The following is a 24,999-nucleotide window of genomic DNA, read 5'->3' as shown; positions in this document are numbered from 1 at the left end:
CGGGTCACATCCGGAAGACGCCGTAGCCCGGCGCATCGGGGGTGCCGCGGAGGCAGACGTCGAGCGCCAGGCCGAGGACGTCGCGCGTCTCGGCGGGGTCGAGGATGCCGTCGTCCCAGAGCCGCGCGGTCGAGTAGTACGGACTGCCCTGCTGCTCGTACTGCTCGCGGATCGGCGCCTGGAACGTGGCCTCGTCCGCTGCCGACCACTCGCCGCCGGCCGCCGCGATCTGGTCGCGGCGCACGGTCGAGAGGACGGATGCCGCCTGCGGTCCGCCCATCACCGACACGCGGGCGCCGGGCCACAGCCAGAGGAACCTCGGCGAGTAGGCGCGCCCGCACATCGAGTAGGTGCCGGCGCCGAACGAGCCGCCAACGACGACGGTGAGCTTCGGCACGGAGGCGCACGCGACGGCATTGACCATCTTCGCGCCGTGCTTGGCGATGCCGCCGGACTCGTACTCGCGCCCCACCATGAAGCCGGTGATGTTCTGCAGGAACAGCAGCGGGATGCCGCGCTGGTCGCACAGCTCGATGAAGTGGGCGCCCTTCAGGGCGGATTCGCCGAAGAGGACGCCGTTGTTCGCGATGATGCCGACGCGGTGCCCGTGCAGCCGGGCGAATCCGGTCACGAGGGTGTCGCCGAACTCGCGCTTGAACTCGTGCCAGGTGTCGGCATCGATGAGGCGGTCGACGATCTCGCGCGCGTCGTACGGGGTGGTCAGCTCGACGGGCACGACGTCGATGAGTTCGGCGGTCGGCCGGGCCGTCGGCCGCGTGGGCCGGCGCTCCTCCCCCAGCGGCGGGGCGGGAGGCAGGGTCGCGACGATGTCGCGCACGATCTGCAGGGCGTGCGCGTCGTTCTCGGCGAGGTGGTCGGTGACGCCCGAGACACGGGTGTGCAGCTCGCCGCCGCCGAGTTCCTCCGCCGAGACGACCTCGCCGGTCGCCGCCTTCACGAGCGGCGGGCCGCCGAGGAAGATCGTCCCCTGCCCGCGGACGATCACGGTCTCGTCGCTCATCGCCGGGACGTACGCGCCGCCGGCCGTGCTCGAGCCGAGGACGGCCGCGATCTGCGGGATGCCGTCGCGGGACATGCGCGCCTGGTTGTAGAAGATGCGTCCGAAGTGGTCGCGGTCGGGGAACACCTCGTCCTGCAGCGGCAGGAACGCCCCGCCGGAGTCGACCAGGTAGACGCATGGCAGCCGGTTCTCGGCGGCGATCTCCTGGGCACGGAGGTGCTTCTTGACGGTGATCGGGTAGTAGGTGCCGCCCTTGACCGTCGCGTCGTTCGCGACGACCATGACGTGTCTCCCCTCGATGAGGCCGATGCCGGCGACGACACCGCCGGCGGGGCAGGCGCCGTCGTACATGTCGTGTCCGGCGAGCGCACCGACCTCGAGGAAGGGGCTGCCGGTGTCGAGCAGCGCGTCGATGCGGTCTCTCGGGAGGAGCTTCCCGCGGGCGACGTGGCGTTCGCGGGCGGCATCGGGACCGCCCCGCGCGGCGTCTGCGCGGGCCTCATGCAGCCGGGCGACGAGGTCGGCGTAGCGCGGTGGGGGTGCGAGTGCGGTCATCGGCGACGGCACCTCCGGTCGGGCTCGAGATTCCGGTTACCGGACAGTAACTGGGAGCACGATAACACCGCCCCCGCCATGAGGGAAGAGCGCCGTGCGCGGTCGGCGACGGATGCCGCGGGGTAAGGCGACACTGGCTGGAACAGCGCCGCAGGGCGGCCTAGGGTCGTCCCGTGTCCCGCACCGACAAGGTCTACTCCGCTCTGCTGCGACGCAACGCGGACGCCGAGTCGGAGCTGCCCGACGATGTCCGGGCGGACGTTCCGCGCAACGGGCTGCGGCTGGTCGGGGCGCAGGCGCTGCAGTCCACCGGCGACCAGACCGTGAACGCCTCGACCGTCCTCCCGTGGCTGCTGACCGCCCTCGGAGCGCCCGCGGCGCTCATCGGCCTGCTGGTGCCGATCCGCGAGTCGCTGTCGATGCTGCCGCAGGCGTTCCTCACACCGCTGATCGTCCGGGTCCGCCGCCGCGCCCGCGTGTTCGCCGCCGGCGCCGGGGTCCAGGCGCTCGCCGTCGCCGCCATGGCGCTGACGGCCGCCCTGGGCGAGGGCCTCCCCGCGGGACTCGTGATCCTCGTCGCGCTCGCCGTCTTCGCACTGGGCCGCTGCCTCTGCTCGATCGCCTCGAAGGACGTGCAGGGCCGGACCGTCCCGAAGGGCGAGCGCGGCCAGATCAACGGCCTGGCCACGACGGCTGCGGGCGTCGTGGCGATCACCCTCGGCCTCGCCATCCGGGTGTGGGGCGGCGACGACCTGTCGGCGACGAAGCTCGCCTGGCTGCTCGCCGCCGGCGCCGTGCTCTGGGTCGCATCGGCCTTCGTGTCGCTCGGCGTGCGCGAACCCTCGTCCGAGGCGCGGAGCGAGGGCTCCGACCGACCGGGCTGGTGGGCGCAGACGCGCGACCTGCTGCAGCACGACCGGGATCTCCGGCGTTTCGTCACGGTGCGCAGCCTGCTCCTCGTCTCCGCTCTCGCGCCGCCCTTCGTCGTGAGCCTCGCCGTCGCGGCGGGATCGAACGGCCTCGCCGGGCTGGGCGGCTTCGTCCTCGCTTCAGGGCTCGCCGCCCTCGTCGGCGGGCGGGTGTTCGGACGCTGGGCGGACCGGTCCAGCCGGAACGTCATGTCCTACGGAGCGGCAGCGGCGTCGGCGGTCATCGTCGCGCTCGTGGCCATCGTCGCGCTGCCCGGATTCTCGGGCGACGGCTGGGCCGGGAACCTCGTCTTCATCGCCGGGTACTTCCTGCTCACCCTCATCCACACCGGGGTGCGCGTCGGCCGGAAGACCTACGTGGTGGACATGGCGGAGGGTGACACCCGCACCACCTACGTGGCGGTCTCGAACACCGCGATGGGGATCATCCTGCTGATCGTCGGCGGCATCAGCGCTCTGATCGCACTGGCCGGCGCGTCATGGGCGCTGCTGTTCCTCGCCGCGATGGGCGTGGTCGGCGTCATGGCCTCGCGGGGGCTGCCCGAGGTGTCCCGGCGCTGACCCACGCGCCGGCGAGGCCGACGGGATCAGTCCTCGTCGTCCGCCTGGGTGCGGTGGACGGTGCCGCGGGGGTGATGGGCGGGCCCGTAGACCGAGTAGAGCCGCATCGGCTCGTCGCCGATGTTGGTGATGTTGTGCCAGGTGCCGGACGGGACGATGACCGCCCAGTCCGGGCCGACCTCCTCGTCGAAGGGCAGGTCGTCCTCGGCGGGACCCATCTGCACGCGACCGCGGCCCTGCTCCAGGCGCAGGAACTGGTCGGTCCCGGCGTGCACCTCGAGCCCCACGTCGCCGCCGACCGGGATCGACATCACCGTCAGCTGGAGGTGCTCCCCGGTCCACAGGGCGGTTCGGAAGGTGTCGTTGCCGAGCGTCGCCTTCTCGATGTCGACGGTGTACGGGCGGGCGCCGGTGTCGGGAGAGTCAGTCACGCTTCGACTGTAGGCCGGGTTGCGGACGGCTTCCAGAGAGGGAAGCCTGCACTCACCTGACGGCGGGGCACAATGGCATCATGCCTTTCCTCTCCGACCCGGTCCTCCAGGCGATGGCGACGCGGCGCTCCCTCGCGAAGGTCGCGCCGGGGGCGCCGACCGATGAGGAGCTGCGCGAGCTGCTGGCGGCGGTCACCCCGGTCGCCGATCACAAGGCGCTGCGCCCGTGGCGGCTGCTGACGCTCCGCGGCGACGACCGGGCGCGGCTGGGCGCCGCGCTCGACGCTGCGGCGGGAGTCGAACGGGGCCCCGGCGAGATCAACACGAAGCCGTTCCGGGCGGACCTGCTCATCGCGATCATCGCGAGCCCCCGAGAGCACCCGAGCGCCCCGGTCTGGGAGCAGCACGCGACGGCCGCGGGCGCCGGCCACCTGCTCGAGCTGGCGCTCTGGCGCGCCGGCTGGGGCGTCATGTGGCGGACCGGCCTGATGGTGAACTCGCCCGAGGTGCGGTCGCTGCACGGCCTCGCCGACTCCGAGCTCCTCATGGGGTGGCTGTATGTCGGCAGCATCGACGCGCAGCTGCGGCAGCGACTCGACGAGTCGCCTCGGCCCGCACTCGACCCGGGACCGTTCCTCGGCCGACTCCCCGCGGAGCCGGCCGGCGGAGAGGATCAGGCTCGGCGGTAGGTCGACACCATCGGGCAGTCGAACGGGTCGCGTGCGGCCAGTCCCACCCGGTTCAGGTAGTCGATCACGATCGCGTAGGAGCGCAGCAGCGACGTCTCGGTGTACGGCACCTGAAGCGTGCGGCACTGCTCCATGACGATCTCGCGCGCCTTCGCGAGGTACGGGCGCGGCATGTTCGGGAACAGGTGGTGCTCGACCTGGTAGTTGAGTCCGCCCATCAGCCAGGTGGCCCACCATCCGCCGCGCACGTTGCGCGAGGTGCGGACCTGCTTGCTGAAGAAGTCGAGCTTCGCGTCGGGCGCGATGACCGGCATCCCCTTGTGGTTCGGCGCGAACGAGGCGCCCATGTAGACGCCGAACACGGCGAGCTGCACGCCGACGAAGGCGAACGCCATGCCGACGGGGAGGAAGACGAAGACGGGAGCCACGAACACCGCGAAGCGGAGCACGATGAGGCCCAGCTCGGTGAAGCGGTGATCGACCTTGCCGCGGCCGAGGAGGTGCCGGAACGCGTGCGCGTGCAGGTTGAGTCCCTCAAACGTCAGCAGCGGGAAGAACAGCCAGCCCTGCTTGCGCGTGATGAGGCGGACGATGCCGCGCGATTTCGCGGCGTCCTCGTCGAGGAACGAGATGGTGTCGACCTCGATGTCGGGGTCCTTGCCGACACGGTTGGGATTCGCGTGGTGGCGCGTGTGCTTGCCGGTCCACCACGAGTAGCTGAGGCCGACGACGCCGTTGGCGAGGACGCGGGCGAGGCGGTCGTTCGCGGGTCCGGACGTGAGGATCTGACGGTGCGCCGCCTCATGGGCGAGGAACGCGACCTGCGTCATGAGGATGCCCATCGCACCGGCGATGAGCAGCTGGAACCAGCTGTCGCCCAGGAGGATGAAGCCGGTCACCGCGCCGCCCATGGCGACCGCGATGAGCGTTCCGACGAAGGCATAGAACCAGGGGGTCCGGCGCAGCAGCCCCGTCTCGCGGACGACGCTCGCGACATCCGTGAACGCGCGGGCCACGGGCGGGAAGTCCTTGGCGCCGGAGTAGGTCTGACGGACCGGACCGAGCCGGGATTCGACGGCGGATGTGGCGATGAGGGCACCTGCTTCGGGATCGAGACCGCTGTGGCCGGTAAAGCCAACGGCGGATGCCGATCGCTATAGGGGTCACACTACGGGTGCATCTATCACGGGAGCGGCATGTACAGGTAACGCGGATGAGGTTGCCAGCCGATCCCCGCGGCGCCTCACTCCTCGCCCGAGCGCGCCGCGGCGTTCTCCGGGAACACCGCGACCGGCACGATCACGACGTCGTGGAGCTTCCAATCCAGGGCGCGGCACTCTTCCTGCGCGCTCGTGAGCTGCTCGAGCTTCGGCATCCGCCCCCGCTTGGGCAGGACGAACGCCTCCAGGTGGAGGAACTGACCCTGGTCGCGGGTGCGGGTGCGGACCTCGGCGACCCACGGCAGCGAGCGCAGGTAGTCGTGCACCTTGTCGCTGTCGGGGTGATGGTGCTGGTCGTCGAACGTCGTCGCGCGCGTGTCCATCAGGTCGGTGACGGCGCCGCGCGTGTTCTTCACGCCGTCCCAGAGGATGCTGCCCGAGATGAAGATCGCGGCCGCGGCATCCGCCCACCAGATCCCCAGCCCGATGCCGCCGACACCCACGATGGAGCCGACGGCCGTCATCCAGTCGGCCTTGTTCATGTCGGCATCCGCGTAGAGCACCTTGTTGTGGAGGTCGCGGGCCAACCGCATCTTCACGCGACCGAAGTAGATGGGGAGCGGGATGGTCAGCGCCATCACGGCCATCATGAGCCAGCCGACCCAGATCGTCCGGCCGAACAGCTCCACCGATCCGATCGGCGGTCGCTCGCCCCGCACGAGCGTGAGCGTCGAGTCGACCAGGAGGAACGCACCCATGACGAAGAGGGCAACGCCCGCGACGAGGTGGGCCACCCCGACGGAGCGGAAGTAGCCGTACGGGTAGGTCGGGGTGGCGGGACGGCGCATCATGCGGATGGCCAGCAGGAACGCGAACGGCGGCGCGAGCGACAGCATGTCCTCGATCCACGCCGCCCGCATCGCCTGCGAGTTGCCGGTGACGATGCCGACGAGGGGGATGGCGACCGCGAGGGACGCGATGGTCGCCCACTCGAAGCGGATCGCCCGCCGCAGCGACGCGTGCTCGGCCGGGGGGAGGGTGTCGGCCAGGAGGTCGGGACGTCGCGTCACGATCGCGCCCCGTTCGCGCGCAGGTACTCCTCGAGCGTCACGAGCAGCCGGTTCTCTCCCGCGCGCGCGAGCATGACGTGCTTCTCGGTGCCGGCCGGGGCGCGGGTCTCGGTGTAGACGTCGGTCAGGGCCGCCTTGTCCATGAACGGGGTGTCATCGGTGAAGCCGCCCACGGCGACGTCGAGGGCGCCCTCGTGCAGCGCGTCGGCGAGCACGGACTCGGATCCCTCGGTCCACTCGATCTCCGCGTCCTGCTCACGGGCGAAGCCCTCGATCAGCTCGACCTCGGTGCCTGTCGGCTCGGCCCCGGACAGATCCGTCCACGGCGGATTGGCGGTGATGCCGACGCGCAGCACTCCCCCCGAGATGCGGTCGGTGGTGCCGTCGACGTCGGCGGGGACCGTCGCGCATCCACCGAGGGCGAGGATCGTGAGAACGGATGCCGCGGCCGGCGCCGCCCGCAGGACTCGGAACATGGTGCTGCCTCCTGAGCGCCACCGTACTCAGTCCGCGGCGGCGGTGCCGACCCTTGACAGGGACGCACGGACGAACTCAGACGATGGGCTGCGAGGTGATGGCAGAGCTGAGGGTGATGCCGTTGACGTCGAGGTACAGCTGGCGCTCGGTGACCGACACGGTGAGGCTGTTGCGCCGCTCCAGCGCGGCGGCCGCGTGCTCGAGGAAGTCGCGCTCGAAGCTGTGGAGCGGGATCTCGGTGCCGCGGTGGATCGTCTTGCCGGACCACGTGGGCAGCAGCCGAGCCGGCTCGCGGTGGGTGTACACCGCCACGCGGCCGGCGAGCTTGCTGCCGGTGTGGAGGCGGGCCGCATCCGGAGCCCCGACCTCGATCCAGGCGGTCATGCGGCCGGTGAGGTCCTTCACCGCCACCGCCGGCTCGTCTGTCGCGGAGATCCCCTCGCTGAACGTGATCCCGTCCTCGTACTCCAGCGCGTAGGCGAGGACCCGGAGGAGGAGGTTCGCACTCGTCTCGGACGGGTGCCGGGCGACGCGCAGCGCGAGCTCCTCGTAGACGCCGCGATCGACGTCGGCGAGCTGCACCGTGAAGGTGTGCATCGTCGATCCGATCGCCATCCCTCGAGCTTAGGCCGCGCGGATGTGCCACGATGCACGCATGGACGACCTGCGGACCGCCGAGCTTCGCACCCTTCGCGAGCGGGCGTACGGGCGGGATGCCGACATCGACACGGACCCCGAGGCGCGCCGCCGGCTGGCAGAGCTCGAGGCCGCCCACGCGGCTGAGTCCGCCGCTCGGCCCGCGGTCCCCGAGCGGCCCGCTTCCCGTGCGGCATCCGCTCCGCCCGCGCTGCCGGTCTCCCCCGCCCGACGCGGGGCGACGTCAGGGCGACCCAGCGAGCCCGTCGGGACCGGGGCCGACGCCGTGGCGGACGCGGCGGCGATGACGCCGGCTCCCACCGACCGGGGCACCGCCCGGAGTCGCGCGGTGACGATGGCGCTCACCTGGGCGGGATCACTGGCCGCCGTCGCGGCGGTCGCGGTGTCGGTCACGGCGGCCTCCTCCGTGGGAGCCGCCTGGCCGGCGTCGCCCGGCTCCGATCCGGACATCTTCCGGGCGGCGACCTTGCGCGCAACGCCCGAGGTGCCCGCGCCGGACGCGTTCGCCTTCGGCGGCGAGGGCGCCTCGTTCGAGCATTTCCACGACCTCGCCGTCTTCGAGGCCGTCTTCGAACCGGGCGGCGGGATCACGCGCTGTCTGATCCTGGCCGACAGTGCGGTCGTGGAACGGGACCCCGATGATCACGAGGGCATCTTCTCGGGGTACGTCATGCAGGGCTGCGGCGCCGGGGCGTTCCCCGCCGTCCTCTCGGTCGTCGTGGACGCGCAGATGCCGGATGGGGTGCGCGAGGCCTACCCCGACGGGTCGTCGCTCCAGTTCGTGCTCGAGGGCGACTCCGTCGAGGTGTTCGTCGCCGAGCCGCCCTCCGACGGCGACGGCGACACCCTCAGCTGACGCCGGACCGGACCGGCGTCGACCGGAGGATGGACGCGAACGGTCAGGCGGGCTGGTAGGTGAGGCAGTCCGCCGCCTCGGCGCCGGGACCGACCCGGACGGCGGCAGCCGTGCACTCGAGCGACTCGTTGTGCACGCACTCGGCACGCTGACAGGCGCCGACATGGCTGACGACCTTGTCGAGGCCGCCCTTCGCGCCGAGGGGGATGAAGGTGGCGCACTCCGCATCGCCGACCGTGCCGCCGATGGTGACGGCCGCCGCGTGACAGTGCGAGTGATCGTTGTACGAGCATCCGTGGACCGAACACTCGGACACCTGGGGAAGATCGTCGAGGGTCATGCTCATGAGAGGCCTCCAAGGTCGCGTTGAGCCGAGGCTACGCCGCGCGCGGCCCGGCCACCAGCCCCGAACGACGATTTCTCCCAGGTCAGCGGCTCAATTTAAGTGAGGCTTGCCTGACCTCCCCCCTCGCCGCGCGGCCGGGCGTCATGACCTCAGCCCCACCCGCCCAGGTAGGCCTCGACATCCGGCTCGCCGCCGACGGCCTCGACGCCGGCGACGGTCTCCCGTCGGACCGGGAACAGGTCGTCACGGCCCCACCGCTGAGCACGCGCGCGGGCGCGGCGGGCGACGACCCGCAGCAGCGGCACCCCGCCCGGGTCGACGACCACCAGCTCGCCGAGGCCCCGCTCCCCCATCGCCGCGATCTCGGCGGCGAGCCCGGCGCCGCTCACCCGGAGCGGACGGAGCACCTCCAGGTGCAGCCGGACGCGGTCGTACCGGCCTTCCGCCGATTCGACGTCCGCGACCGACGCGGCTTCCGCGCCCGGCACGGCAGCCACCACCGAGTCCACGCTGACGAACGACTGGGCGTGCGATGCGCCCGCGGGCGGGGTCACCGCGACATCGACGAAAGCGGAACGGATGCCGCGCGGCCGCGACCCCGGCACCGGGATCAGATCGGCCAGCCGGAGCGCCTCGGCGTTCTTCGCCGTCGCGACGGCATCCGTGCGCCCGGCGGCATCCGGCCCGTCGTGCCAGCCCACCGCGGCCGGCACATGGGCGAAGACGGCGCCCCGGAGCCAGGCGCGGTAGGCCCACTCCCAGTCCTCGCCCCCGTACGAGGTGAACGATTCGTCGAATCCGCCGGCGGCGTCGAACATGACGCGCGAGCAGGCGAGGACCGCGCCGATGAGGTGGCGGTAGCTGCGGTCGTCCGCATCGAGCAGGTTCCGCGAGTCGCGGTACGCATCGGCGAGCCACGCGGGCTCGGGCAGCTCCCGGGCGGATGCCGCGTCGCGGATGTCCGCGCTCGGGGCCACGCCCGTCAGATCGGCGTGACGGCGGCGCCCGACCGTGACGACATCGGGCGCGAGGGCCGGCATCCGCACGAGCTCGCGGATGAAGGCGGGCTCGGGCACCGTGTCGGCGTCGAGGAACACGAGCACCTCGCCGGTGGCGCGGGCGGCGCCGGCGTTGCGGGCGGCGGCGAGGCGGAACCCTTCGTCCGCCTGCCGCACGAGCCGGACCCCGTGCGGGACGTCCGGCGGCGTCGTCGACCCGTCGTCGACGACGATGACGTCGAGATCGTGCGGCGCGTGGTCCTGCGCGGCGAGCGCCGCCAGGGTCCGCGCCAGCTGGTCGGGCTGCTCGTAGTGCGCCACGACCACCGAGACCGTCGGCGGGCGGTCCGGCACGACGCCGAAGAGCAGGTCCCAGCGGTTCCCGGGGAGCGGGATCCCGTGCGGTGCGGTCACAGCGACGCCCACCACACGAGGTAGTCGGCGGCGGCGTCGTCGAGCGTCGGCGCGAGCCGACGGCCGACGTCGAGGCGGGTGCGAGCGGGATCGAGCCAAGCGGCCACCAGTCGCTCGGCGAGCTCGCCCTCCCGGTAGCGCGCGAGGGTCCCGGGCCGGAGCTCGTCCATCTCGGCGGCGTACCGGGAGTCCACCACGAGCGGACGCCGGCCCTGCTCGACCCAGTCCAGCATCGAGCGCGACGCCGACACGTGCTCATGCGCCGCGAGCGGGATGCCGTCCGCGGCGAGCTCGCGGGCGAACGCGTCGTCGTCGAGGAAGCCCGTCACCTCGAGATCGACGCCGAGCCGCGCCGCCTGCTCGCGCAGCCGGGAGACGTCGTCCTCGTGTCCCCGCGACGGACCGCCGATCGCCCGCACCGCCACGCGTCCGAGCGATTCGCCGCGGCTTCGCAGTGCACGGGCCGCGTCCGCTGCGGCGCGGAGCGCGGCGGCGTGGCCCTTGCCGGGGTACACGTATCCGGCGAGCATCACCCGGAGATCGCGGGGCGAGGACGCCTCGTCGCTCGTCGGGGCGGCGGGGGCGGTGCCCCGCCGCGTGCCGAGCGGGATCGCGTATGTGGGCCGGGCGCGGGGCAGGAACTCGTCGACCAGCAGCTGCTCGTGGACGCTGTTGACCACCACATCGCCGGCGGCATCGGCGATCCGCGCGTACGCGGCGCACCGGCGCTGCAGCATCGTGCCGTCGGAGGTCTGCGGCACGTCGTGCAGCGTGACGCTCAGCCGGACGGTGCTCGCCCAGCGCTCGATGACATCGGCCGCCGCCTCGGGCGAGGACCCGAACAGGCGGTCGGTCACATGGAGGTGCACGCGCTCCGCCGTGGCGAGGACGACCTCGGCATCCGCCACGTCGGCCGCCGCCTCCGTCCGCACGCGGGCGTCCTGGCGGAGGGCGGCGGATGCCACGTCTGCGGCGTACTGGACGACGCCGTGGCGAGGAGATCCGACGAGGAGGAGGAGCGGAGGCGCAGACGTCACCCGCGTCATCGTTACTGCCGGCGCGGGCCACGGTCAACCCCCGGGCGCCGCACCGGATCCCGGCCTACCGTTCCCAGGGGCGGCGTGTGCCGCCGGAGCGAAAGGAGACCCGTGGGAGCACGCACGACCTCGCGTCCCGCGGGCACCGTCACCCGGCCTGCGCACATCAGGGTCCTCGCGGTCCCGGCGGCCCACCCCTACATCGAGCGGATCTCCGCGGCCGCGGGCGTCACCGTCCTTCCGGACGTCCCGGTGGCGGGGGCCGATGCCGGAGTGTGGTGGCCGCCCGCCGCGCTGGACCCGGCCTGGATCGCCTCTCACCGGGACGACGCCGACCTGTTGCACGTGCACTTCGGCACCGAGTCCTTCCCGGCGGGGCACCTGACGGCGTGCATCGAGGCCGCTCACACCGCCGGCTGGCCGGTCGTCTACACCCTCCACGACCTCGAGCACCCGCAGCTCGGCGACAACACCGCGTACGAGCGCCAGCTGGACGAGCTGGTGTCCGGGGCGGACGCGGTCGTCACCCTGACGCCGGGCGCCGCCGCCGAGATCTCGAAACGGTGGGGACGCGATGCCCTCGTCGTCCCGCACCCGTCGATCCTGGCGGACGCGGCATCCCTCGCGCCGCCGTCCGCCGACGGCACCCGGCGGATCGGCGTGCACCTCAAGGACCTGCGGCCGAACGTGGACGGCCCGGGCACCGTGCGCGCGCTCATCGGTGCCGTGCACGCGCTGCGCGAGACCGGGGTCGACGTGCACGGCGAGGTCCGGCTGCATCGCCGGGTCCGCGACGAGCGGGCGCGCGACGAGGTGCGGCGCCTGGCCCAGGGCACCGCGCACCTCACCCTGCGGGAGGACGACCGTCTCAGCGACGACGAGCTGACCGCCGCGCTGAGCGCGCTGGACGCCTGCGTCCTGCCGTACCGGCACGGCACCCATTCCGGCTGGCTCGAGCTGTGCTGGGATCTGGGTGTCCCCGTCGCCGCCCCGGCCCTCGGGTTCTACCGGCAGCAGCACGCCGACGGCTCGGTCGCCTCGTTCGCCCCCGCCGACGCGGCCTCGCTCGCCGCCGCTGTCCGCGAGCTGTGGCAGGCGGACGCGACGCGACCCGGATCGACCGAACGGGCCGCCCTCGTCACCCGCCGCCGCGGCGAGCGGGTGCGAACGGATGCCGCGGCCGCAGCACAGCACGCCGACCTGTACGCCGAGCTGGTCGCCGGGGGAGATCGATGACGGCCGCTCGACGGCTGCGGATCGTCGTCATCGCTCCCCTGCGCTTCCCGATCCGCCGACCGCACGCCGGCGGACTCGAGTCGGCCGTCTGGGGCGAGGTGGCCGCGCTGCGCCGGCGGGGGCACGACGTCACGTTCATCGCGCCGACCGGCTCGGACTTCCTGGACGAGGACGGTCCGTTCCGGCTCCCGCCGCTCGACTGGCCGGCGGGCGCCGTTCCCACCGACCGCACCTGGCCCGACAGCTATCACACCCGCAACGCGCCCGCCCTGGGCCGCGCGCTCGACGAGATCGCCGCGGATCCCAGCCGCTACGACGTGATCTCCAACCACTGCCTGCACCCGCTGCCGCTGCAACGCGCCGCCTCGCTCGGCGTGCCGATGGTGACGACGCTGCACACGCCGGTCGACCACGACTTCGTCACCGCTCATCGGGCCGCCGCAGGCGCAGGGTCGGCGTTCCTCTCCGTCAGCGATCACACCCGCCGGGAGTGGGCCGCCGCGGGGGTGCGCTCCCGCCTGCTGCCCAACGGCGTCGACCCGGCCACGTGGCAGGCGGGCCCCGGCGGCGGCGGGATCGTCTGGTTCGGGCGCATCGTCCCCGAGAAGGCGCCGCACATCGCCGTCGCAGTGGCACGGCGGCTCGGGATGCCCCTCACTCTCGCCGGCAGGATCGGCGACGCCGCCTACGCCGAGCAGGCTGTGCTCCCCGAGATCGGCGGGGACATCCGCTACGCGGGGGAGCTCTCCCCCGATGAGCTCGCCTCGCTCGTCGGACGCAGCTCGCTGGCGCTCGCCACGCCGGCCTGGGCGGAGCCGTTCGGCCTCGTCGCGCCCGAGGCGCTGCTGTGCGGCACCCCCGTCGTCGGATTCGCGGTGGGCGGTGTCCCCGAGGTCGCGGCGGGGACCGTCGGGATGGAGCTGGTGACGGCCGGGGATGTCGACGCGATGGCGACGAGCGCCCGCGGACTGCTGCGGCGAGGCGAAGAGCCGGGGTACCGCGCGGCGGTGCGCGAGAGCGCCGTGCGCCGCTTCTCGCTCGACGCTCGGATCGCCTCCCTCGAGGCCGTCCTCGGCGAGCTCGCGGCCGGTGCGGTGGACGAGACCGCGCTGACGGCATGAGCACACGCATCGGCTGGTACGTGCACCATCACGGCCGCGGTCATCTCACCCGCCTGCGGGCGATCGCACCCCGGATCGATGCCGAGATCGACTGCTTCAGCAGCCTCCCCGCCCCGCCGGATCTGCCGTCCTCCTGCCGGTGGACCGTGCTGCCCCGGGACGACGACGCCTCCCCCGGCGGGCCGCAACCGGCCGAGGCCGACCCGACCGTCCGCGGACTGCTGCACTGGGCCCCGCGGGGACACGCAGGCCATCGGGATCGACTCGCGGCGATCGCCGCCGCGAGTCGATCCCGCCCCGTCGACGCGTTCGTCGTCGACGTGTCGGTGGAGGTGACACTGCTGGTCCGGCTGCTGGGCGTTCCTCCGGTGGTCTTCACGCAGCCCGGCGTGCGCGACGACGAGCCCCATCGGCTCGGCTTCGCCGCCGCCCAGACCGTCGTGGCGCCGTGGCCGGGCGACATCCTCGCCCCGCCGCACCTGTCCGCGCTGGGCGATCGCGTCGTCTACACCGGCGGGATCAGCCGCTTCGAGGATCGGATGACCGACGGCGCGCCGGACCGGACCGATGACGTCGTCCTGCTGGCGGGAGCCGGGGGCACAGCCGTCACCCCCGGCGAGATCGCGGCGGCCGCGGCGTCGACCCGTCGGCCGTGGCGGGCGCTCGGTGCCGCGGCGGGATCGTGGCAGGAAGACCCGTGGGACGCCATCACGACCGCGGGCGTGGTGATCGCGTGGGCCGGCCAGAACTCGATCGCCGACCTCGCGGCGGCCGGAGCGCCGGCGATCGTCGTCCCGCAGGAACGGCCGTTCGACGAGCAGCAGGAGACGGGCCGTGCGCTCCGCCGCGCCGAGCTCGCCGTGGTGGTCCCGGAATGGCCGGACGCCGCATCCTGGCCGGCGCTCCTCGATCGGGCCGCGACCTCGCGTCCGTCGTGGGAGCACTGGCAGGTGGCCGGCGCGACGCGCCGAGCAGCGGAGGCGATCCTCCAGACCGCCCGGGGCGAACGGTGAGCCCGGACGCGCCGCCGGCGGTCATCAGCCTGTGCTCCACCGCCCGGCTGACCCACCTGCGGAATCAGCTCGGGGCACTGGCAGGCGGATCCGGCGTCATCCGCGTGGTCGTGTGGCTCGGCGACGACGAGCCGCCCGCCCTCGACGCGGAGGTGGTGGTGCGCGTCGCCCCGGGCCCGGACGGTCTGCGGCTGGCGGCCGCGCGCAACGCCGGCGCCCGCGCCGCCCGTGCCGCCGGCGCGCGCCTGCTGATCTTCCTGGACGCCGACTGCGTCCCGGGGCCGCGGCTGCTGGACCGCTACCGGGAGGCGTCGACACGGCATCCGTCGGCCGTCCTGTGCGGCCCGGTGACGTACCTGCCCCCCGGGATCGACGCCGTCGCACCGGCGTCGCTGGTTCCGCTGACGTCGCCGCACCCGGCCAGGCCCGCGCCCGCCGACGGCGAGGAGCGCGTCGGCACGATGACGGAGTACGCGCTGTTCTGGTCGCTGTCCTTCGCCGTGACGGGAGCGGTGTGGGACCGTGCCGGCGGGTTCGACGAGGCGTACGAGGGGTACGGCGGAGAGGACACCGACTTCGCCTTCCGCCTGCGGGCCGCCGGCGTCCCGCTCGTGTGGGTCGGCGGCGCGCACGCCTACCACCAGTACCACGAGACCTCCTCGCCGCCGTGGCAGCACCTGGACGACATCCTCCGCAACGGCGAGCTCTTCGCCCGCCGCTGGGGCGAGTGGCCGATGCTCGGCTGGCTGCGGGCCTTCGAAGAGGCCGGCGCCGTCGTCGCACGCGACGGCGGCTGGCGACGCGCGGCAAGCCCCGCCGCAGCCGACTGAGGGGAGCGCGACAGCCGGTCAGACCGGTCCGAGGAGGTCGTCCGCCGCGGCCAGGAGGTCGGCGGCCACCGGCTCGGGTGCGAACGCGTCGATGCGCTCCGCGGCGCACGCTGCCCGCCCGTCCGCGCCGACCGGGTCCGCGAGCACCCGCTCGAGGGCGACGGCGAGCTGCGCCGGTGCGGCCGGCGGCACGAGCAGACTGTCGACGCCGTCGGTGCAGAAGTCGTCGAATCCGCTGCCACGGGTGGCGACCAGCGGCGTGCCGAGCGCCTTCACCTCGAGGGCGACCTGACCGAAGCCCTCCCAGCGGGACGGGCACATCGCGACGGCGGCCGCTCGGATCGCCGCGTAGAGCTCGGGACCCGCGACGTGCCCGAGCCACGTCACCCGCTCGCGCGCCTCCTCGGGCAGCCTCGCCATGAGGCCGCTGCGGGTCGGCTCGAACCGCGCATCGCCGCCGGCGCCCGCCAGCACCAGCCGCGCGTCCGGGCGCTGCCGGAACAGGCGGGCATACGCATCCACGGCGTCGACGACGCCCTTCCGCCGCTCCGACCGCCCGAGGAACAGGACGACCGGCCCCTGCCCCGGCGGCCAGCCGGCCGGGAGGGCGGCATTCCGGGCGGCGGCGCGGACTCCCCTGACGTCGATGCAGTTCCGGACGACGCGGGTGGGCGGCAGATCGCCGTAGAGCGCCTCGACCCGGTCCCGCATGGCGGTGGAGATCGCGACGAGGCCCGCCGACCGGCGGATCTGGCATTCCTCGAGCCGGCTCTGCAGCCGCACCGCGGGGCGACTGTCCGCCGGCAGGTCCTCGAGCGACAGACCCGACACGTCGTTCGCCAGCCGCATCCCGGTCGCGAGGTTCGTCAGCAGCGGAGCGTCCGGCGGCAGCGCCGAGCCGAGCGCCGCCCACTCGGGCAGGAAGACCCGGTCGTATCCGCCCCGGCGGACGGCGTCCCCCACCGTGCGCGCCCGGTCCCCGAGGGCCGCCGTCCGGGAGCGACCCTCGGGGACCGGCACGACGTCGAGCCTCCGGACGCCGGGCGCGCGTGCGTCCGCGCGAGGGGCGGCATCCGGGAGCACCATCAGATCGATCCCGACGCCGTGCTCGGCGAGCGCCGGCAGGAGGGCGGCGTAGTGCCGGCCGATGCCGCCGGTGTACGCCGTGAGTCCGGCGTACTCGGTCGTCGCGACGAACCAGCGTTCCCGCGTCACCGGTACCGCCGCGGAACCGTCCAGGCGCGGCCGAACTCGGCGTTGAACGACTCCGGATCGAAGGGGCTGTCGCCGCCGGCGGGAAAACTGGTCAGCTCGCCGAACACCACCCGGCCCTCGACGTCGTAGAGATCGACCCGGACGAAATCCGTCTCCGCGCCGAGACGCTCGGCCACCGAGATCATCTCCTCCAGGTGTGGCGGCGGCGGCGGAACGGGGTCGGCCCAGGGTGGCCCTCCGCTGAGCGCCAGGTGCGTCCAATCGCGGTCGAAGAAGTCCTGTGTGCGCCGGCCGAACCGCCCGGAATCGACCTGGACGAACCGGCAGCGCCCGGAGAAGACGAAGAACTTGTAGTCATCGGGCACGGTGCCGGCGGGCCCGTGGAGGAACTCCTCGACGATCACCTGTCGCGGCACCTCCCCGTAGACCCACTCCCGGTTCGGTCCCTGTCCGTAGAGCTGCGCCACCCAGTCCGCTGCCATACGGGCGAGGTCGGTGCGCGCCGCGTGCTCCGGGCGCACGTGCCGGTACACCCAGCTGCCGTCTGTCGGCAGTCGGGCGTCCGCCGGCGCGGAGTTCGACACGACCACGGCAGTGCCGCTGCCATGGGTGGGCTTGAGGACGTACTCCTCCGGCAGGTCGAGGTGACGCAGCGCCGCGGGGTCCCCCGTGATCGCGTGCACCCGCGGCAGGTAGTGCGCTCCGATGCGGGCGGCGACGTGATCGCGCACGGCGGCCTTGTCGGCGAACGTCACGACGAGAGCTCGGTGGTCGCGCAGCATCTTGTAGCGGACCTTGTCCCGGAAGGTGACCGGATTCCGCGTCCGCCAGAGCCGGAGCAGGCGGACCAGCCGGCTCCGTTCACGCCAGCGCACCGGAGCGGCCGAGGGGAACGAACGCCGTGCGGGGGCGGCGCGGGCGGTGTCAGTAGCCGTCGACATCCCACGCTTCGCCGGTGGGGGCGTCGTCATCACGGTTGTCCACGGGCGGGGACGGCGGGTGCAGCAGCAGGTCCCCCTTCCGCAGCAGTTCCATGAGGAACGGCTCCTCGTCCATCTCCGGCGCCGGCCCGTCGTAGGGCGTGGTGTGCAGCTGACTCGCCGGCCCGATGAGCATCGTCGACGTCCCGACGATGCCGTCCTCCACGATCGGGATCGTCACGAGGTCCGATTCGTCGTGGGCGGCGAGGCTTCTGGCGTAGCGCATCACCGCGTCGGCGACCGCGTCCGTCGTCGTGACGGAGCCATCCGAGTAGTGGAGCTTCAGCATGATCCGATCCTGGAGGGGCGTGATGTCTTCTGGGATGGGGTCGTATTCACCGCGTGCGTTCCTTAGACTGCGTTCCCGGTGTGCTCCCCGGCTCCGCGGTGCGCCGCGAGCGGGTCGCGCGCGCGACGACGAAGAGGACCGCGCCGACGGCGAGCAGGATGGCGCCGAACAGCCAGACCACGCCCCGCTGCTGCGTGAGCAGGAGGATGCAGGAGGCGATCCCCAGGACCGGCACGAACGTCCAGACGCGGAAGTGGTCGTGCTCCACCCGGTCCCGGCGGAGGACCAGCACGGAGACGTTCGCGCTGAGGAAGACGAACAGGAGCAGGAGGACGACCGTCTCGGCCAGCAGTCCGAGGTCGCCGACCAGCGAGAGCGCCATCGCCACGAGCGTCGTCGCGATGATCGCGACCCACGGTGTCTTGCGCTTCGGCAGCACTCGACCGAGGACCGAGGGCAGCAGCCCCTGCTCGGCCATGCCGTACGCGAGCCGGCTGGCCATGATCATCGTCAGCAGCGCCCCGTTGGCCACGGCGATCAGCGCGATCGCGCTGAACAGCCACGGCGGGATGCCCGCGCCGCTCGCGGCCACCACGTCCAGCAGCGGGCCGCTCGAATCGACGAGATCCTCGGCGGGCAGCGCGATGGAGCTCGCGAGCCCGACGAGGACGTACACCGCCCCCGCGGTGATGAGCGAGGCGAAGAGGGCCCGCGGGTAGGACCTCGACGGGTTCCGCACCTCCTCGATGACGTTCGCGGACGTCTCGAATCCGACGAAGGAGTAGTAGGCGATGATGGCGCCACCGAGCACCGCGGTCCCCAGCGCACTGCCCTCGGGCAGCTCGAGCACACGACCCGGTTCACCGCCGCCACCGCCGAGGAGCATCGCGACCACCACCACGACGATCACCAGTCCGCTGAGCTCGATGACGGTCATCACGAGGTTCGCGCCCATCGACTCGCGGATGCCGCGGGCGTTCAGCGCCGCGAGGATCGCGAGGAACACCATCGCCACGAGCGGCACCGGAAGCTGGATGAACGTGCCGAGGTAGTCGCCGGCGAAGGCGATCGCCAGTCCGGCCGCGCTGACGACACCGGCCGCGAGCATGCTGAAGCCGACGAGGAAGGACACGAGCGGGCTGCGGAAGGCCCGCTCGGCGAAGACCGCGGCGCCGCCGGCGCGCGGGTACTTCGTCACCAGCTCGGCATAGGACCCCGCGGTGAGGAGGGCGAGCAGCAGCGCCGCGAGCAGCGGCGCCCACAGCATGCCGCCGACCTGCGCGGCGAGCACGCCCATCAGGGCGTAGATCCCGGCGCCGAGCACGTCCCCGAGGATGAAGGCGAACAGGAGGGGACCGGTGATGCCGCGCCGGAGGCGCGACGGGGCGTCGGGCGTGCGCCCGGGTGCATCCGTCATCATGCGGTCCACGCTAGGCGGGACACGCGGGGTCGAGCGGGGGTATTGACATTCCGCCCGAAGGCCCCTCCATAGGGGGTCACCCCTAACAAATCCCCGTCCCCCTAATCTCGGTTCCCCCTCTCCCCCCGGCACGAGGGGTGGTGTAACCTCCGAACACCTCTCGTTAGGGAGGGGGCGTCTTCGACCTCAGCACTCGGAGACGGCGCAGGACCAGCACACCCGACCGCACTCACACTGCACCCCGAAGGACCCCTTCGAGACAGAGGTGCCGGCGACGGCGCCGGGACGAGAGCACGGCACACGCAGGGGGAACTCGGGGGGAGAACCGCCATGGCACTCTCATCCGCACCGAATCGCCTGCCCTCCCGCGCAGGGATTTGGCCGCTGCTCGCGCACGCCCGAGTGGACGAGCTGATCGCCGGTCACCTCCGGGCGCCCCGGTGCGCGATCATCGGCCCCGCGGGGTCCGGCAAGACCGTGCTGCTGCGCCTGCTGGCGGCGCCGCTGCAGGGCGACGGCGACGCCGAGACCGGTGCCGCGGCATCCGTGCGCTTCGTCGACGACGCCCACCTCCTCGACGACGACCGGGTCGACGAGCTGTCGGCCCTCCTGGACGACCCGTCGACCGGGCTGATCCTCGCCACGCGTCCCTGGCCGCGCAGCGAACGGCTGCGCAAGCTCATGCGCCGCCTCGAGCAGGCGGCGCCCCCGATCGTCCTCGGCCACCTCGACACGCGCGACGTCACCGCCGCGCTCGCCGCCGCGGGACGACCGATCGGCGCCGGCTGCGTGTCGTCACTCGTCCACCTCTGCGGATCGGTCACCTGGCTTCTCATCGCGGCACTGGCCGCCCACGGCGACGACCCCTGCGCGGACCCGGCGCACGAGCAGGTCAGCCAGGCGGTGGCCGAGCTCGTCGCCGAGCGCCTGCAGACCGTCGAACCCGACGTGGCCGAGGTGGTGCGTCGCGCGAGCCTGGGCTGGCGCGCATCCGGTCGCACCGCGGCGATCGGCGCCGGCACCGGCGACGACGCGGCGCTCGCGCACGCCGAAGGACTGCTGATGCGCAACGGCGACCCGATCCCGGTCGTGCGCGCCGCCGTGCTCCGCACGACACCCGTCGCGCAGATGATGTCGCTGCTCGACGACGAGAGCGCGCCGCCGCCAGCCGCCGACGTCGTCGCGTCGCTGGGGGACGTGACCGACCCCCGGCTCGCGCGCGTCCTCCTCTCCTATGCGGACGCGGTGGCCGGAGGCGATGTCGCCCGGGCGATGGACCTCTACGACGCCGCGCGCATGGCCGGCGCCGATCCGCTGGAGATCGCCGTCCGGACCAGCCGGATGGCCTGGGACCGCGGAGAGGTCGACGACGCCGCGGCGTTCCTCGATGCCCTCAGCATCCCGACGGACCATCCTGCGCACGACCGCGCGGTGGACCTCGTCGGAGCGGTGTGGAGCGCCCGCGGCTACCTCGAGGTGAGCGCCGCGACGTATGCCGCCCACGTCCTACGGGACCAGGTGGTGCGCGCGCACGCGGCGATCGCGGCGCTGGGCGCCGGAGACGCAGGCCCGCTCCAGCAGACCGTGACGGCGCCGCGCTCCTCGCCCGACGTCCCGACGACCCTCTCCGTCGCGGTCCGGGTGCTCCTGCGCGGTCTGGCAGCGACGGTGGCGACACCCCCGGCCGGAGCGCTGGACGACCTGGTGAGAGCCAGCGAGATCTACGGCGAGTCGGGCGAGGACGGCCCGATCCCGGAGCTGCCGGCGGTGCTGGCCGCCCTGACCGCTCTCAATGCGGGCGACCTCGATGCCGCCCTGGCTGTCCTCGGCGACGCGCTCATGGCGGACCACGGCGGCGCGTGGGCGCGTCCGCGCCTGCTGCTGTGGACGGCGTGGGTCTTCGTCCAGATGCGGCGCCCCGAGGAGGCTGCGGCGCGACTGACGGAGGTGGACGGCTCCGCGATGCCGCTGAGCGCACGCGATGTCCTCCTCCGCGACGGCGTCCACCTCGCGTTCGTCCGCCGTTTCGGCGCCGCGGGCGAGCTCCGCCCGCTCTGGCACCGCGTCCGTGACGACGTCCGGCGCGTGGAGCCCGACCTGTTCGCCCTTCACGTGCTCGGTGAGTTCCTCATCGTCTCGGGGCTGCTCGGGGATGCCGAGCGCCTGGATCCAGTGCTCGCCACCAGCCGGGCGCTCCTGCAGCGGCTGGGCGACCCGCCGCTGTGGGCGGCGCCGCTCCACTGGGCCACGCTGCAGCGAGCGGTGATCATCGAGGATGTCACCGCCGCGCAGGACATCGCCGGCATCCTCGCGGACATGGCTCCGCACGGCCGCGTCGCGGCTGCGATGTCCGCCGCCGCGACCGAGGCGATGCGCATCTGGCACGGAACCGTGAACGTCGACCAGGTCGAGGCCGCGAGCGCCGGGCTCGCCGCGGTCGGGTTCGCCTGGGAGGGTGCCCGACTGGCTCAGCGAGCGGCCGTGCAGGCGAGCGGGTGGCGCGCGATCGCCCGGCTGACCGCGCTCGCGCGCGAGCTGCACCCGGGCGTCGCGCCGGAGATGGCCGAGGCTCCGCAGCCGAAGGTGATGCGGCAGAGCGGACTGCTGAGCCCTCGGGAGCTCGAAGTGGCGGCGCTCGTGGTCAGTGGCAAGACCTACGCGGAGATCGGCGAGACCATCTTCATCTCGCCTCGCACAGCCGAGCATCACATCGCCCGCATCCGGCGTCGACTCGGCGCGACGTCACGGACCGACCTGATCGAGAAGCTGCGCGCGATCGTCGACAGCAGCGACGCGGACGACGGCGACGCCACCGAACGACGGATCGGCTGACCACCGGACGAAGGAGGCGGACCCCCGTCCGCTCCAGTGGGGACTGGGATGCTGGAGGGGGCCCGCCGAGCCGTCGCGGCTCGCGACAGCACATGCTTGGGGACAGTGTGCGTCGGGCAACTGGGGAGTCGCCCTGAGCCAGAGGCAGACGGCACTGTCACTGTAGCCGATCTGCATTCGATCCTCACCGAGAACCGAGCATTCTGCTGTGCGGCGTGGCGGATTCAGCCGGCGCAGTCCAGCGGCGCGCGCGTCACCTCGAGCGGCGCCAGCAGCGGCGTGTGGAGAACGGCCGGCTCCGCCGCCGCGCGGGCCGGGGAGATGAAGCGGAAGGTCAGGGTCCGAGCGGTGCTCGGCCGCACGTCAGTGCGTCGAGTCACGGCGGGCCGGTCCCCGTCCGACACGCTCACGGCCGACACGGGCTCGCCGTCGACGCGGACCCCGCCGGCGAACCATCCGGGCGGGGCGACGACGCTCACGGTCGGTGCGATGAATCCCGATGTCGCACCCCAGAGGCCCCCGCCCGTCACGCTGATCGGCAGCACGTCCGCGGCGTCCACCGGCAGCCTGCTCGCCAGCTGCACCTCCACCTCGACCTCGGGAAGGCGATCCACTCGGCACGTCCCGGTCCGCACGGCGAGTGCGACGTCGAGGTACGGGGTCAGCTTGCCGCCGGTCGCGTCGTTGAAGTAGACGGCGAAGGCGTCGGCTCCGGCCTGCTCCAGGCGGGCGCGAGGGCCCGCCAGAGCGGTTCCGCCGAGGATCGCCTGCTCGTGCGGATGCCGGCTCCACACCGACAGTCGCCCTTCCCCGATCGGCTCGCGCAGCGCGACCGCGATCGCGAGCGGCTCCGCCCGCGTCGCGAGCGCCGAGACCACCGCCCCGGCGACGTCGGCGAAGCGGTCGGTCTGGCCGTCCGGCGACAGCGTGAGGTACGGCTCGACGAGCAGATGGTCGACCACGTCGCCCGGTCCGAACGGCCCGGCGGCCGTGTCGACCGACCCGAGCGGACCGAGCACCGCCGCCAGCACGATCGGGTCGAGCGACACGACGACGTCGGGGGCGGCGAACCCGTCGGATTCCCACCAGGCCGAAGCCAGGCGCGCCGTCAGCGCGAAGTCGGCGGTCATCGACGCGTTCTGGACGAACCTCCCGATGCCGTCGCCCAGTGCGCGCTGCTCGCCGACGGGCAGCGGCAGGATCGGAGCCGCGGCCGGAGCGAAGCGAGACGAGTCGCGCTGCGCGCTGAGGGTCACCTCGCCGTCCACCGCGCGCAGCTCGACGAAGGACCCCGTTATCCCGCCACCCGTCCGGAGCTCGGCCGGGTTCTGGACGAGCAGCAGGATCGTGCGCTCGCCGTCGGCGCCGAGGATCGCGGGGAGCAGGGATGCCGCCGACGAGGCCGTCTGGGTGATCGGTGCGAGGCGGGAGACGGCGTCGGACAGGGTGTCGAGACCCGCCGCGACCTCTGCCACCAGGTGCTCCCGCGGCACGCGCGCGACCTCGTCGGCGACAGCGGTCCGAGCCCGTTCCGCCGCGTCGAGCCGGGTCGCCGATTCCCGCAGAGCTTCCAGCGCGGCGCGCGGGTCCGCTCCCTCGAGACTTCGCGCGGCGTCCAGCAGCGGCGTGGCGACGTCGTTGCCGAGCCGGCCGAGCCCTTCCGCGGCCACACGCGCCGCCGACAGGTTCGGCCCGATCATCGGGACCGCCTCCGCGATCCGCCACAGCGGGTCGGCGGGTGCCGCGTCCGTCGCCGCCGTCGTCGCCTCCCGGACGGCGGCCTCGGTCGCCGCCAGGTCGCCCCGCCCCAGCGCTCCCATCGCCACCGTCGCCGCCGCGTCCGCCTCCCGCAGGCCGTCGCGGAGGTGCATCGCGGCGAGGGCGACGTGGGTCGCCGCCGCCGCGCCGCCGATCAGCAGCGCGGCGGTCGCGAGGAGCAGGATGCGGCGGGTGCGGGCGTTCACCCGACCCGGCGACGCCGCCGGCGGGAGCCCCAGGCGAGCACGCCGCCCAGGACGACCGCCGCGACCCCGCCGATCAGGACCGGCTGCGGCAGCGATGACCCGGTCACGGCGAGCGGGTCACCGGCGACCGCCGCGCACGGCGACTCCGGATACCGCAACGGCACCTCGAGGCTCAGCTCGCCCACCCGGAGCTCGGCCCGGATGTCGCCGGTGGTCCAGTTCAGGCGGTCATCGCGCGGATCCTCGCCGGGCCAGCGGACCGAACCCTCGAGCCGGTCCGCGGAGACCTCCGGAAGCGGAACCGTCGCGCGCGACCGGCCGTCCGTCAGCTCGAGACGGGCAGGACCGAGGGGCCCCTCGGCCCCCACCGCCTGCACGGCGTAGTCGATCACCGCCACGCCGTCGGCGCAGCGGCCGCTCACCTCCGAGCCCAGCAGGCCCGGCTCGCGCGGTGTGACCGGCGCATAGGTGCCGGTCGCCGCGGCCGCGGCCGCGGGTGCCATCAGCGCCAGCACCCCCACCGCGACGACGGCGCGCAAAGAATAACCCCCCATGTCAGCCTCCCCAAAGGCCGCCGAGTCGGGCTGTCGACGGTCGCACAGTCCCGCTCGGTCTCGGCACCACGGTACGCGCTCGAGCGGTCGTCCCACCCCGAAACCCGCTTCCCCCTCCCCCTAATCGCCTCCCCCACTCTGTCCGCCGTTCGGGGGACATCGAATTAGGTCGATCCCCCTATTGGTCCGGGTGCGGCGCCGCGAGTAGCGTTCCCGATGTCGCCGCTCGTAACGCTTTGGGGAGCGAGGCGAGCACATCGGCGACAGCACGATGGAATGGGGGAGAACTGGGGGACAGTCCCATGTCTGTCGGGGCTCTTCGTGCGGCTGCGCTCTCCGAGCGC

At 73.3% G+C, this 24,999-nt stretch carries 23 protein-coding genes; 8 read left to right on the top strand and 15 right to left on the bottom strand.

Annotation, left to right across the window (positions count from 1 at the left end; all coding sequences use genetic code 11):
- Positions 1-4 precede the first annotated feature (4 nt).
- Positions 5-1,576 carry a carboxyl transferase domain-containing protein gene (locus tag AB3M83_RS03040; protein WP_412944993.1) on the bottom strand — a complete coding sequence of 524 codons (1,572 nt, stop codon included), beginning with the start codon at positions 1,574-1,576 and terminating at the stop codon, positions 5-7.
- A gap of 173 nt (positions 1,577-1,749) precedes the next feature.
- Here AB3M83_RS03040 and AB3M83_RS03035 point away from each other — a divergent pair, with 173 nt between their 5' ends.
- A complete protein-coding gene (locus AB3M83_RS03035) occupies positions 1,750-3,066 on the top strand; it encodes an MFS transporter (RefSeq protein WP_412944992.1) in 1,317 nt (438 codons plus the stop codon).
- Between the two features lie 26 nt (positions 3,067-3,092).
- Here the strand turns inward: AB3M83_RS03035 and AB3M83_RS03030 are convergent, their stop codons facing one another.
- Positions 3,093-3,497 (bottom strand): cupin domain-containing protein, encoded by a 405-nt coding sequence (locus AB3M83_RS03030; RefSeq protein ID WP_412944990.1) that lies wholly within the window; start codon positions 3,495-3,497, stop codon positions 3,093-3,095.
- 80 nt (positions 3,498-3,577) lie between these two features.
- Here AB3M83_RS03030 and AB3M83_RS03025 point away from each other — a divergent pair, with 80 nt between their 5' ends.
- A complete protein-coding gene (locus tag AB3M83_RS03025) occupies positions 3,578-4,186 on the top strand; it encodes a nitroreductase family protein (protein ID WP_412944988.1) in 609 nt (202 codons plus the stop codon).
- Here the strand turns inward: AB3M83_RS03025 and AB3M83_RS03020 are convergent.
- The 4 genes from AB3M83_RS03020 to AB3M83_RS03005 all read right to left on the bottom strand — a co-directional run bounded on the left by AB3M83_RS03020 (position 4,171) and on the right by AB3M83_RS03005 (position 7,508).
- Positions 4,171-5,277, bottom strand: coding sequence for a fatty acid desaturase family protein (locus AB3M83_RS03020; protein WP_412945964.1), 1,107 nt, complete (start codon positions 5,275-5,277; stop codon positions 4,171-4,173). The two genes, AB3M83_RS03025 and AB3M83_RS03020, sit on opposite strands and share 16 nt — an antisense overlap.
- Positions 5,278-5,429: 152 nt before the next feature.
- On the bottom strand, positions 5,430-6,416 hold the full coding sequence (locus AB3M83_RS03015; protein ID WP_412944986.1) for a cation diffusion facilitator family transporter: 987 nt from the start codon (positions 6,414-6,416) through the stop codon (positions 5,430-5,432).
- A complete protein-coding gene (locus AB3M83_RS03010; protein WP_412944984.1) occupies positions 6,413-6,892 on the bottom strand; it encodes a transporter substrate-binding domain-containing protein in 480 nt (159 codons plus the stop codon). Before AB3M83_RS03010 ends, AB3M83_RS03015 begins: the two co-directional genes overlap by 4 nt.
- Before the next feature lie 76 nt (positions 6,893-6,968).
- Positions 6,969-7,508 carry a YaeQ family protein gene (locus tag AB3M83_RS03005; RefSeq protein WP_412944982.1) on the bottom strand — a complete coding sequence of 180 codons (540 nt, stop codon included), beginning with the start codon at positions 7,506-7,508 and terminating at the stop codon, positions 6,969-6,971.
- 40 nt (positions 7,509-7,548) lie between these two features.
- On the opposite strand from AB3M83_RS03005, the gene AB3M83_RS03000 reads away from it, so the two are divergent.
- Complete coding sequence (locus AB3M83_RS03000; RefSeq protein WP_412944980.1) at positions 7,549-8,406, top strand: hypothetical protein; 858 nt, start codon at positions 7,549-7,551, stop codon at positions 8,404-8,406.
- Positions 8,407-8,449: 43 nt separating this feature from the next.
- Here AB3M83_RS03000 and AB3M83_RS02995 read toward each other — a convergent pair whose 3' ends face one another.
- The 3 genes from AB3M83_RS02995 to AB3M83_RS02985 all read right to left on the bottom strand — a co-directional run bounded on the left by AB3M83_RS02995 (position 8,450) and on the right by AB3M83_RS02985 (position 11,201).
- On the bottom strand, positions 8,450-8,752 hold the full coding sequence (locus AB3M83_RS02995) for a DUF1540 domain-containing protein (protein ID WP_412944977.1): 303 nt from the start codon (positions 8,750-8,752) through the stop codon (positions 8,450-8,452).
- 149 nt (positions 8,753-8,901) lie between these two features.
- Positions 8,902-10,164 (bottom strand): glycosyltransferase, encoded by a 1,263-nt coding sequence (locus AB3M83_RS02990; protein WP_412944975.1) that lies wholly within the window; start codon positions 10,162-10,164, stop codon positions 8,902-8,904.
- Positions 10,161-11,201: a hypothetical protein gene (locus AB3M83_RS02985; protein ID WP_412944973.1), complete on the bottom strand. Its 1,041-nt coding sequence runs from the start codon at positions 11,199-11,201 to the stop codon at positions 10,161-10,163. The genes AB3M83_RS02990 and AB3M83_RS02985 overlap by 4 nt, the downstream gene beginning before the upstream one ends.
- 111 nt (positions 11,202-11,312) lie before the next feature.
- Here AB3M83_RS02985 and AB3M83_RS02980 point away from each other — a divergent pair, with 111 nt between their 5' ends.
- Genes AB3M83_RS02980 through AB3M83_RS02965 form a run of 4 tightly spaced genes read left to right on the top strand, consistent with a single transcriptional unit; the run spans position 11,313 to position 15,401 of the window.
- The gene (locus AB3M83_RS02980) at positions 11,313-12,437 is read left to right on the top strand and encodes a glycosyltransferase (protein ID WP_412944971.1); all 1,125 of its coding nucleotides are present in this window, start codon (positions 11,313-11,315) and stop codon (positions 12,435-12,437) included.
- Positions 12,434-13,558: a glycosyltransferase gene (locus AB3M83_RS02975; protein ID WP_412944969.1), complete on the top strand. Its 1,125-nt coding sequence runs from the start codon at positions 12,434-12,436 to the stop codon at positions 13,556-13,558. Before AB3M83_RS02980 ends, AB3M83_RS02975 begins: the two co-directional genes overlap by 4 nt.
- Positions 13,555-14,571: a glycosyltransferase gene (locus AB3M83_RS02970; protein WP_412944967.1), complete on the top strand. Its 1,017-nt coding sequence runs from the start codon at positions 13,555-13,557 to the stop codon at positions 14,569-14,571. The genes AB3M83_RS02975 and AB3M83_RS02970 overlap by 4 nt, the downstream gene beginning before the upstream one ends.
- The gene (locus AB3M83_RS02965; RefSeq protein WP_412944965.1) at positions 14,568-15,401 is read left to right on the top strand and encodes a glycosyltransferase family 2 protein; all 834 of its coding nucleotides are present in this window, start codon (positions 14,568-14,570) and stop codon (positions 15,399-15,401) included. Before AB3M83_RS02970 ends, AB3M83_RS02965 begins: the two co-directional genes overlap by 4 nt.
- An 18-nt stretch (positions 15,402-15,419) precedes the next feature.
- On the opposite strand, the gene AB3M83_RS02960 is transcribed toward AB3M83_RS02965, so the two are convergent.
- From AB3M83_RS02960 to AB3M83_RS02945, 4 genes are read right to left on the bottom strand one after another with little or no spacing between them, the layout of a single operon-like run.
- The gene (locus AB3M83_RS02960; protein WP_412944963.1) at positions 15,420-16,616 is read right to left on the bottom strand and encodes a glycosyltransferase family 4 protein; all 1,197 of its coding nucleotides are present in this window, start codon (positions 16,614-16,616) and stop codon (positions 15,420-15,422) included.
- Positions 16,613-17,557: an ATP-grasp fold amidoligase family protein gene (locus AB3M83_RS02955; RefSeq protein ID WP_412944961.1), complete on the bottom strand. Its 945-nt coding sequence runs from the start codon at positions 17,555-17,557 to the stop codon at positions 16,613-16,615. Before AB3M83_RS02955 ends, AB3M83_RS02960 begins: the two co-directional genes overlap by 4 nt.
- Entirely contained in the window at positions 17,541-17,885 is a 345-nt protein-coding gene (locus tag AB3M83_RS02950) for a hypothetical protein (RefSeq protein ID WP_412944959.1), read from the bottom strand. The genes AB3M83_RS02955 and AB3M83_RS02950 overlap by 17 nt, the downstream gene beginning before the upstream one ends.
- Before the next feature lie 46 nt (positions 17,886-17,931).
- Positions 17,932-19,302: an APC family permease gene (locus AB3M83_RS02945; protein ID WP_412945962.1), complete on the bottom strand. Its 1,371-nt coding sequence runs from the start codon at positions 19,300-19,302 to the stop codon at positions 17,932-17,934.
- A gap of 333 nt (positions 19,303-19,635) precedes the next feature.
- Between AB3M83_RS02945 and AB3M83_RS02940 the strand changes: the two genes are divergently transcribed.
- Positions 19,636-22,137 (top strand): LuxR C-terminal-related transcriptional regulator, encoded by a 2,502-nt coding sequence (locus tag AB3M83_RS02940; RefSeq protein WP_412944957.1) that lies wholly within the window; start codon positions 19,636-19,638, stop codon positions 22,135-22,137.
- Between the two features lie 224 nt (positions 22,138-22,361).
- Here the strand turns inward: AB3M83_RS02940 and AB3M83_RS02935 are convergent, their stop codons facing one another.
- Together AB3M83_RS02935 and AB3M83_RS02930 are read right to left on the bottom strand one after the other, a co-directional pair.
- The gene (locus AB3M83_RS02935; RefSeq protein ID WP_412944955.1) at positions 22,362-24,101 is read right to left on the bottom strand and encodes a DUF4012 domain-containing protein; all 1,740 of its coding nucleotides are present in this window, start codon (positions 24,099-24,101) and stop codon (positions 22,362-22,364) included.
- Entirely contained in the window at positions 24,098-24,655 is a 558-nt protein-coding gene (locus tag AB3M83_RS02930; RefSeq protein ID WP_412944953.1) for a hypothetical protein, read from the bottom strand. The genes AB3M83_RS02935 and AB3M83_RS02930 overlap by 4 nt, the downstream gene beginning before the upstream one ends.
- Between the last annotated feature and the right edge of the window lie 344 nt (positions 24,656-24,999).

Origin of the sequence: Microbacterium pasadenense (assembly GCF_047246565.1) — a bacterium.
Lineage (GTDB): Bacteria > Actinomycetota > Actinomycetes > Actinomycetales > Microbacteriaceae > Microbacterium.
This window is presented reverse-complemented; position numbering and strand designations above follow the sequence as displayed.

Coding starts and splice junctions, on each gene's coding strand:
- AB3M83_RS02930 (WP_412944953.1), bottom strand. CDS start 24,655: ATGGGGGGTTATTCTTTGCGCGCCGTCGTCGCGGTGGGGGTGCTGGCG.
- AB3M83_RS02945 (WP_412945962.1), bottom strand. CDS start 19,302: ATGACGGATGCACCCGGGCGCACGCCCGACGCCCCGTCGCGCCTCCGG.
- AB3M83_RS03010 (WP_412944984.1), bottom strand. CDS start 6,892: ATGTTCCGAGTCCTGCGGGCGGCGCCGGCCGCGGCATCCGTTCTCACG.
- AB3M83_RS02955 (WP_412944961.1), bottom strand. CDS start 17,557: ATGTCGACGGCTACTGACACCGCCCGCGCCGCCCCCGCACGGCGTTCG.
- AB3M83_RS03040 (WP_412944993.1), bottom strand. CDS start 1,576: ATGACCGCACTCGCACCCCCACCGCGCTACGCCGACCTCGTCGCCCGG.
- AB3M83_RS02970 (WP_412944967.1), top strand. CDS start 13,555: ATGAGCACACGCATCGGCTGGTACGTGCACCATCACGGCCGCGGTCAT.
- AB3M83_RS03000 (WP_412944980.1), top strand. CDS start 7,549: ATGGACGACCTGCGGACCGCCGAGCTTCGCACCCTTCGCGAGCGGGCG.
- AB3M83_RS02975 (WP_412944969.1), top strand. CDS start 12,434: ATGACGGCCGCTCGACGGCTGCGGATCGTCGTCATCGCTCCCCTGCGC.
- AB3M83_RS02995 (WP_412944977.1), bottom strand. CDS start 8,752: ATGAGCATGACCCTCGACGATCTTCCCCAGGTGTCCGAGTGTTCGGTC.
- AB3M83_RS03025 (WP_412944988.1), top strand. CDS start 3,578: ATGCCTTTCCTCTCCGACCCGGTCCTCCAGGCGATGGCGACGCGGCGC.
- AB3M83_RS02940 (WP_412944957.1), top strand. CDS start 19,636: ATGGCACTCTCATCCGCACCGAATCGCCTGCCCTCCCGCGCAGGGATT.
- AB3M83_RS02950 (WP_412944959.1), bottom strand. CDS start 17,885: ATGCTGAAGCTCCACTACTCGGATGGCTCCGTCACGACGACGGACGCG.
- AB3M83_RS03005 (WP_412944982.1), bottom strand. CDS start 7,508: ATGGCGATCGGATCGACGATGCACACCTTCACGGTGCAGCTCGCCGAC.